General features: G+C 60.3%; 7 protein-coding genes. 4 read left to right on the top strand and 3 right to left on the bottom strand.

Annotation, left to right across the window (positions count from 1 at the left end):
* Positions 1 to 199: 199 nt before the first annotated feature.
* From prpC to PMI21_RS03070, 3 genes are all read right to left on the bottom strand, one after another.
* Positions 200 to 1,327: a bifunctional 2-methylcitrate synthase/citrate synthase gene (gene prpC / locus PMI21_RS03060; protein ID WP_007941413.1), complete on the bottom strand. Its 1,128-nt coding sequence runs from the start codon at positions 1,325 to 1,327 to the stop codon at positions 200 to 202.
* A 205-nt stretch (positions 1,328 to 1,532) separates the two neighbouring features.
* The gene (gene prpB / locus PMI21_RS03065) at positions 1,533 to 2,423 is read right to left on the bottom strand and encodes a methylisocitrate lyase (protein WP_007941412.1); all 891 of its coding nucleotides are present in this window, start codon (positions 2,421 to 2,423) and stop codon (positions 1,533 to 1,535) included.
* Positions 2,420 to 3,142: a GntR family transcriptional regulator gene (locus PMI21_RS03070; RefSeq protein WP_007902102.1), complete on the bottom strand. Its 723-nt coding sequence runs from the start codon at positions 3,140 to 3,142 to the stop codon at positions 2,420 to 2,422. Before PMI21_RS03070 ends, prpB begins: the two co-directional genes overlap by 4 nt.
* A 297-nt stretch (positions 3,143 to 3,439) precedes the next feature.
* Here PMI21_RS03070 and rloA point away from each other — a divergent pair, with 297 nt between their 5' ends.
* From rloA to pabB, 4 genes are all read left to right on the top strand, one after another.
* A complete protein-coding gene (rloA, locus tag PMI21_RS03075; protein ID WP_019579744.1) occupies positions 3,440 to 3,976 on the top strand; it encodes a retropepsin-like aspartic peptidase RloA in 537 nt (178 codons plus the stop codon).
* Positions 3,977 to 3,981: 5 nt separating this feature from the next.
* Positions 3,982 to 5,517 (top strand): osmotic stress tolerance membrane protein RloB, encoded by a 1,536-nt coding sequence (rloB, locus tag PMI21_RS03080; RefSeq protein WP_007941410.1) that lies wholly within the window; start codon positions 3,982 to 3,984, stop codon positions 5,515 to 5,517.
* Entirely contained in the window at positions 5,517 to 6,503 is a 987-nt protein-coding gene (locus tag PMI21_RS03085) for an alpha-L-glutamate ligase-like protein (protein ID WP_007941409.1), read from the top strand. Before rloB ends, PMI21_RS03085 begins: the two co-directional genes overlap by 1 nt.
* 122 nt (positions 6,504 to 6,625) lie before the next feature.
* On the top strand, positions 6,626 to 7,963 hold the full coding sequence (gene pabB / locus PMI21_RS03090; protein ID WP_007941408.1) for an aminodeoxychorismate synthase component I: 1,338 nt from the start codon (positions 6,626 to 6,628) through the stop codon (positions 7,961 to 7,963).
* The last annotated feature ends 137 nt before the right edge of the window (positions 7,964 to 8,100 follow it).

Raw genomic sequence — 8,100 nt, 5'->3', positions numbered from 1 at the left:
GGATTTTGTGGCGCGTCGAGCGTAGAAAAGATCGCAGCCTTCGGCAGCTCCTACAGACGTACGCCATTCCAGTGTAGGAGCTGCCGAAGGCTGCGATCTTTTGATCTTTGTTCTTAAGATCAAGATCAAAAGATCGCAGCCTTCGGCAGCTCCTACAGGGATTTCGGTGAATCTCGGATCAGCGGTTGGCACTCACCATTCAGCGTTGTTCGATTGGCACGAACTTGCGCTGTTCGACGCCGACGTACTCGGCGCTCGGGCGGATGATGCGGTTGTGGGCGCGTTGCTCGAACACATGCGCCGCCCAGCCAGTCAGGCGCGAGCAGACGAAGATCGGTGTGAACAACTTGGTCGGAATGCCCATGAAGTGATACGTCGAGGCATGGTAGAAGTCGGCGTTCGGGAACAGTTTCTTCTGCTCCCACATGGTCTTGTCGATGGCTTCGGACACCGGGAACAGCACCGTATCACCCACTTCATCGGCGAGTTTTTTCGACCAGCCCTTGATCACCTCGTTGCGCGGATCGTTGTCCTTATAGATCGCGTGGCCGAAGCCCATGATCTTGTCTTTGCGCGCGAGCATGTCGAGGGTGCCTTTGATCGCCTCTTCCGGCGAGCTGAAGCGCTCGATCATTTCCATCGCCGCTTCGTTGGCGCCGCCGTGCAGCGGGCCGCGCAGGGAGCCGATGGCGGCGGTGACGCACGAAAACAGATCCGACAGGGTCGAGGCGCACACCCGGGCGGTGAAGGTCGAGGCGTTGAATTCGTGTTCCGCGTAGAGGATCAGCGAAACGTTCATCACCTTGACGTGCAACTCGCTCGGCTTCTTGTCGTGCAACAGGTGCAGGAAATGGCCGCCGATGCAGGCTTCATCGGTCACGCAATTGATGCGTTTGCCGTCGTGGCTGAAGCGATACCAGTAGCACATGATCGCCGGGAGCGCGGCCAGCAGGCGGTCGGTTTTGTCGTGCTGCTCGGAGAAGTCTTTCTCCGGCTCGATGTTGCCCAAGAACGAGCAGCCGGTGCGCATCACATCCATCGGATGGGCGTCGGCGGGGATGCGCTCCAGCACTTCTTTCAGCGCTTGCGGCAGGTCGCGCAGCTTGCTCAGTTTCTGGGTGTAGGCGGCCAGTTGCGCCTGGGTCGGCAGTTCGCCGTACAGCAGCAGGTAAGCCACTTCTTCGAACTGTGCGTCAACCGCCAGTTCGCGCACGTCGTAACCGCGATAGGTCAGGCCGGCGCCCGACTGGCCCACGGTGGATAGTGCGGTTTGCCCGGCAACCTGGCCACGGAGCCCGGCGCCACTGAGTACTTTTGCTTCGGCCATTGCTGTCTCCAGTTTTTGAATTTGTTAGGGAATCTGCAATTTCTACACGGTTATCTTATTTTTGTAGCAGCTGCCGAACCTGTGAGGCTGCGTCCGGCTGCGAAGCAGTCGTAAAACTGCATACACGGTCGCCCGGTATCGCGAGTCCTTCGGCCTCGAACGCAGCCTCGCGGGCTCGGCAGCTGCTACGGGAATGCGTGTTTCATTATTTCTTTGCAGCAAACAACGCATCGAGCTTCTGCTCGAAGGTGTGGTAATCGATGCGATCGTAAAGCTCCATGCGCGTCTGCATGGTGTCGATGACGTTCTGTTGCGTGCCGTCGCGGCGGATCGCGGTGTAGACGTTTTCCGCGGCCTTGTTCATCGCGCGGAACGCCGACAGCGGGTACAGCACCAGCGACACATCGGCACCGGCGAGCTGCTCGGTGGTGTACAGCGGCGTCGCGCCGAATTCGGTGATGTTGGCCAGGATCGGCGCTTTCACGCGGCTGGCGAACAATTTGTACATCTCAAGCTCGGTGATCGCTTCCGGGAACACCATGTCGGCGCCAGCCTCGATGCACGCGGCCGCGCGATCCAGCGCAGACTCCAGACCTTCCACCGCCAGGGCATCGGTGCGGGCCATGATCACGAAGCTGTCGTCGGTGCGGGCATCGACGGCGGCTTTGATACGGTCGACCATTTCCTGCTGCGAGACGATCTCTTTATTAGGACGGTGACCGCAGCGCTTGGCGCCGACCTGGTCTTCGATGTGAATCGCCGCCGCGCCGAACTTGATCATCGACTTGACGGTACGGGCGACGTTGAACGCCGAGGAACCGAAACCGGTGTCCACGTCTACCAGCAGCGGCAGATCGCAGACGTCGGTGATACGGCGCACGTCGGTCAGCACGTCATCCAGGCCGGTAATGCCCAGGTCCGGCACGCCGAGGGAGCCGGCAGCCACCCCGCCCCCCGACAGGTAAATAGCCTTGAAACCGGCGCGCTTGGCCAGCAGCGCGTGGTTGGCGTTGATCGTGCCGACCACTTGCAGCGGATGCTCGCTGGCGACCGCATCGCGGAAACGCTGGCCTGGAGTGCTCTTGTTGGAACTCATGACTCACCTCGTTCAGTGGCTGTCGGGTTAGCGCCGTCCTGGTAGTGACGGGCGATATTGCGTTTGGAGGCGCCGATGTGACGGCGCATCAACAACTCGGCCAGTTCACCGTCACGGTCGGCAATGGCATCGAGAATGCGGTGGTGCTCGGCAAACGCCTGGCGTGGCCGATTGGGCGTGGTGGAAAACTGGATGCGGTACATGCGCACCAGTTGATAGAGCTCGCCGCAGAGCATCTGGGTCAGAGTGCGGTTCCCGCTGCCCTGGATGATCCGGTAATGAAAGTCGAAATCGCCTTCCTGCTGGTAGTAGCCGACGCCTGCCTGAAACGCCGCATCGCGCTCGTGGGTTTCCAGTACCCGGCGAAGTTCGTCGATTTCTTCAACGGTCATGCGTTCAGCCGCCAGACGGCAAGCCATACCTTCCAGGGATTCGCGAATTTCGTAGAGTTCCAGCAATTCGGCATGGCTCAGCGACACCACCCGCGCCCCGACGTGCGGCACGCGAACCAGCAGGCGCTGGCCTTCCAGACGGTGGATCGCCTCACGCAGCGGCCCGCGGCTGATGCCGTAGGTGCGCGCCAGCTCCGGCTCGGAGATCTTGCTGCCCGGGGCGATCTCACCCTTGACGATGGCCGCCTGAATGCGTCGGAAGACGTTTTCGGAAAGTGTTTCCGAGTCATCCTGAACCGTGACCGGGGGATCGAGTTGATCCAGCATATTGTCGACACCTTTAAAAGCAATGCCGCAAAAACTAGCGAATAAGACCAATTACGTCAAAGGATAAATAGATATTGTCGACAATCGTCTAATAACTGCTTGCACCATAACGAAGCAGCACCCCCGATTACAGCCGTCCGCCAGCGCTGGCGCCATAAAACCACCGTGCTAGAATGCCGCCCGCATTTGCTTGTCATCTGCATTGCCTGTCATAAAAAAAGGATAGGCAGACGAGGGAGCTTGTGCAGCAATGCCAGGGCCTTGAATTGAAGAACGGACCGCTGCGCATCAGGATTTATGAGACTCAAGCTCTTCACCACATTTCTTTGTCTTCTTGGCCTGTCAGGTTTTGCCGCGGCAGGGGAAAAGACTGTGTACGGCCTCAATGAGTACGCGTCGCTGGACGGCATTAATCTGGAAGTCGCCGCCAAACTCGACACCGGGGCGAAAACCGCCTCGCTGAGCGCCCGCGACATCAAACGTTTCAAACGCAATGGCGAATCCTGGGTGCGCTTCTATCTGGCCATCGACGCCGCGCATTCGCACCCGATCGAACGACCACTGGCCCGTGTCAGCAAGATCAAGCGCCGGGCCGGTGACTACGACCCGGAAGAAGGCAAGAAGTACACCGCCCGTCCGGTCATCGAGCTGGATATCTGCATGGGGTCGGCTTTACGCAGTATCGAAGTGAACCTGACCGACCGCAGCGCCTTCCAATACCCGCTCTTGATCGGCTCCGAGGCGCTCAAGCGCTTCGATGCGCTGGTTGACCCAAGTCTTAAATACGCTGCTGGCAAACCTGCCTGCGCCACCGACGCACATACCGCAGAGTAATTCCAATGCGCTCTCTTACCCTCCATCTGAAATTGCTGATCGCCATCCTGGTGGTGCTGGGCATTTCAGTTACGGCCTATCAGATTTTTGTGCTCGGTATTCCGGTGACTGAAGACGCCACCGATGACTTGTGGAACATCGACGCCAAGGTCGAGTTCGTCGCCAACGCCAAAGACCCGATCAAGATCCAGATGTTCGTGCCGCCGCTGAGCCGCGACTACGTGAGCCTTAACGAGAGTTTCATTTCCAATAACTACGGTGTGGCGGTGAACCGTGTCGACGGCAACCGCAAGGTCACCTGGTCGGCGCGTCGGGCCAAGGGCAACCAGACCCTTTATTACCGTCTGGTGCTGACCAAGCGCTACACCGGCGAAAAATCCAAGGTCAAAGGGGCGACCTTCCGCGACAGCATCGCCGTCGAAGGCCCGGAAAAAATCGCTGCCGAAGCCTTGCTCGCGCCGATCCGCCAGCATTCGGCCGACGTCGAAACCTTCATCGGCGAAGCCATCAAGCGTGTCAACAACCTCAACGACGACAACGTGAAACTGCTGCTGGCCGGCGATCCGTCCACCGTGAACAAAGCTAAAATCGTCGAACTGGTACTGTCCATTGCCCACGTGCCGGTGGAAAAGGTCCACACCATCCGCCTGGTGGCCGATCAGCCGCAAATGCCTGAACTCTGGTTGCGCAGTTTCAACGGCACCGACTGGCTGTACTTCAACCCGGAAACCGGCGAACAGGGCCTGCCCACCGACCGCTTGCTGTGGTGGACCGGCGATGAAAACCTGATCACCGTCGATGGCGGCAAGAAAGCCAACGTCACCTTCAGCCTGAACAACAGCGAAATGAACGCCATTCGCCTGGCCAAGCTGACCGACGAGAACTCCGACGCCAATTTCCTCGATTACTCGCTGTACGGCCTGCCGCTGGAAACCCAGCAGACCTTCATGATCATGGTGATGATCCCGATCGGCGTGCTGGTGATCCTGATCCTGCGCAACCTGATCGGCATCCAGACACTCGGCACCTTTACCCCGGTGCTGATCGCCCTCGCCTTCCGGGAAACCCAGCTCGGCTTCGGTATCGTGCTGTTTACCATCATTACGGCGCTGGGGCTGTCGCTGCGCTCCTACCTTGAACACTTGAAACTGCAAATGCTGCCGAGGCTGTCGGTGGTGCTGACCTTCGTGGTGGTGCTGATCGCAGCCATCAGCCTGTTCAGCCACAAACTCGGGCTGGAGCGCGGGTTGTCAGTGGCGCTGTTCCCGATGGTGATTCTGACCATGACCATCGAACGCCTGTCGATCACCTGGGAAGAGCGCGGCGGCGGCCATGCCATGAAAGTGGCGATCGGCACGCTGTTCGCCGCCTCCCTGGGGCACCTGATCATGAGCGTGCCGGAGCTGGTGTACTTCGTGTTCACCTTCCCGGCGGTCCTGCTGATTCTGGTGGGCTTCATGCTGGCCATGGGTCGTTATCGCGGTTATCGCCTGACCGAACTGGTGCGTTTCAAGGCTTTCCTGAAGGAGGCTGACGCCTGATGTTTGGTCTCTGGAAGACCTGGAAAGCCCTGGAGGCCCGGGGCATCATGGGGATCAATCGGCGTAACGCAGACTACGTGCTCAAGTACAACAAGCGCAGCCTGTACCCGATCGTCGATGACAAGATCATCACCAAGGAACGCGCCATCGCCGCCGGCATCCACGTGCCGGAGCTGTACGGCGTGATCTCCACCGAGAAGGAAATCGACAACCTCGACGAGATCATCGGCGGACGCACCGACTTCGTGATCAAACCGGCCCAGGGCGCCGGCGGCGACGGCATCATTGTGGTTGCCGACCGGTTCGAGGGGCGCTATCGCACAGTGTCCGGCAAGATCATCGCCCATGAGGAACTCGAGCACCATATCTCGAGCATCCTCACCGGCTTGTATTCCCTGGGCGGGCACCGCGACCGTGCGCTGATCGAATACCGCGTGACCCCAGACCAGATCTTCAAAAGCATCAGCTACGAAGGTGTGCCGGACATCCGCATCATCGTGCTGATGGGCTATCCGGTGATGGCCATGCTGCGCCTGCCGACCCGCCAGTCCGGCGGCAAGGCCAACCTGCACCAGGGCGCCATCGGCGTCGGTGTCGATCTGGCCACCGGCCTGACATTGCGCGGCACCTGGTTGAACAACATCATCAACAAACACCCGGACACCACCAACGCGGTGGACGGCGTGCAACTGCCCTACTGGGACGGCTTCATGAAACTCGCCGCCGGCTGCTACGAGTTGTGCGGGTTGGGATATATCGGTGTCGACATGGTGCTCGACCAGGAGAAAGGGCCGCTGATTCTTGAGCTCAATGCCCGGCCCGGGTTGAACATTCAGATTGCCAACGATTGCGGACTGACGTTGCGTACCCACGCGGTCGAAGCGCGACTCGAAGAGCTGAAGGCCCGCGGGATCACCGAAACGGTGCAGGAACGCGTGGAGTTCGTTCAGGAATTGTTTGGGCATATTCCGGCGGTTGAGGGCTGACCTGTGGCTAGGGGGCTTGCCCCCTAGCCACAGATGTATCTGTTGCCGACATCCCCTCTAGGAGCAAATCCTGCAGAGGACTACAATCGCTCCCCCGCCTCGATGGCTGATCTGCCCCGCCCATGTTGACCTGTTCCGTACACCCGCTGCCCTATCGCGCCAACCCCGCCGAGTACTTCGCGGCGATTCGTCATGCCCCCGGTGCCGTGCTGCTCGACAGCGGCCGGCCGAGCGCCGAGCGTGGGCGTTTTGACCTGCTCAGCGCCTGGCCGCTGGAGCAACTGGCGGTGTTGCCGGATGAAAGCGGCAGCCATTTCCTGCAACGCCTTCGCAAAAACCTTACACAGCTCGGTGAAGCAACCGTCCCTGACGACCTGCCCTTCGCCGGCGGCCTGATCGGCTACCTGAGCTACGACTTCGGCCGGCATCTGGAAAACCTGCCAAGCCAGGCAAGGGACGATCTGCAATTGCCTGATGCCCGCTTCGGGCTGTACGACTGGGCGCTGATCAGCGATCACCGCCTGGCCACCAGTCAACTGGTGTTCCACCCGACGCTGATCGACAGCGAACGACAACGGCTGATCGAACTGTTCACTCAACCCGCCACCGAGAACATCGAGCCGTTCAAACTGGACGGTCCGATGAACGCCGACCTGAGCGCCGACGACTATCGGCAAGCCTTCGAACGCATTCAGCAGTACATCCAGGCCGGCGACTGCTATCAGGTCAACTTCGCCCAGCGCTTTCGCGCCCAATGCCAGGGCGATCCGTGGGCGGCCTATTGCGCGCTGCGGGCGGCCTGCCCGACACCGTTTTCCGGCTTCCAGAGCCTGCCCGACGGCGGCGCGGTGCTGAGCCTGTCGCCGGAGCGCTTCGTCAAAGTCAGCGAACGCCACGTCGAAACCCGCCCGATCAAAGGCACCCGCCCCCGCGGGCTGACCGCTGCCGAAGATGCGGCGAACGCCGCCGAACTGCTGGCCAGCCCCAAGGACCGCGCGGAAAACCTGATGATCGTCGACCTGCTGCGCAACGATCTGGGCCGTACCTGCCGCATTGGCTCGGTGCGGGTGCCGGAGTTGTTCAGCCTGGAAAGCTATCCGAATGTGCATCACCTGGTGAGCAGCGTCACCGGCGAACTGGCGGATGACAAGGATGCACTGGATTTGATCGCCGGCAGCTTCCCCGGCGGTTCGATTACCGGCGCGCCGAAGATTCGCGCCATGCAGATCATCGATGAGCTGGAACCGACGCGTCGTGGATTGTACTGCGGTTCATTGCTGTATCTGGACGTGCGCGGGGAGATGGACAGTTCCATCGCCATTCGCAGTCTGTTGGTCAAGGATGGGCAGGTGTGCTGCTGGGGTGGCGGCGGGATCGTCGCGGATTCGGACTGGCAGGCGGAATATCAGGAATCGATTACCAAGGTGAAGGTGTTGCTCGATACCCTTCAAAACCTGTAACCGACACCATTATCGTTCCCACGCTCTGCGTGGGAATGCAGCCCGGGACGCTCCGCGTCCCAAAGCGGACGCAGAGCGTCCATTGAGGCATTCCCACGCGGAGCGTGGGAATGATCAGAGATCAAAAGATCGCAGCC

The sequence above is a fragment of the Pseudomonas sp. GM18 genome (assembly GCF_000282195.1).
Lineage (GTDB): Bacteria > Pseudomonadota > Gammaproteobacteria > Pseudomonadales > Pseudomonadaceae > Aquipseudomonas.
This window is presented reverse-complemented; position numbering and strand designations above follow the sequence as displayed.

Bases quoted from the DNA above. Each gene is read 5' to 3' on its own strand.
- prpC (WP_007941413.1), bottom strand. From the start codon at position 1,327: ATGGCCGAAGCAAAAGTACTCAGTGGCGCCGGGCTCCGTGGCCAGGTT.
- prpB (WP_007941412.1), bottom strand. From the start codon at position 2,423: ATGAGTTCCAACAAGAGCACTCCAGGCCAGCGTTTCCGCGATGCGGTC.
- rloA (WP_019579744.1), top strand. From the start codon at position 3,440: ATGAGACTCAAGCTCTTCACCACATTTCTTTGTCTTCTTGGCCTGTCA.
- pabB (WP_007941408.1), top strand. From the start codon at position 6,626: ATGTTGACCTGTTCCGTACACCCGCTGCCCTATCGCGCCAACCCCGCC.
- rloB (WP_007941410.1), top strand. From the start codon at position 3,982: ATGCGCTCTCTTACCCTCCATCTGAAATTGCTGATCGCCATCCTGGTG.
- PMI21_RS03070 (WP_007902102.1), bottom strand. From the start codon at position 3,142: ATGCTGGATCAACTCGATCCCCCGGTCACGGTTCAGGATGACTCGGAA.
- PMI21_RS03085 (WP_007941409.1), top strand. From the start codon at position 5,517: ATGTTTGGTCTCTGGAAGACCTGGAAAGCCCTGGAGGCCCGGGGCATC.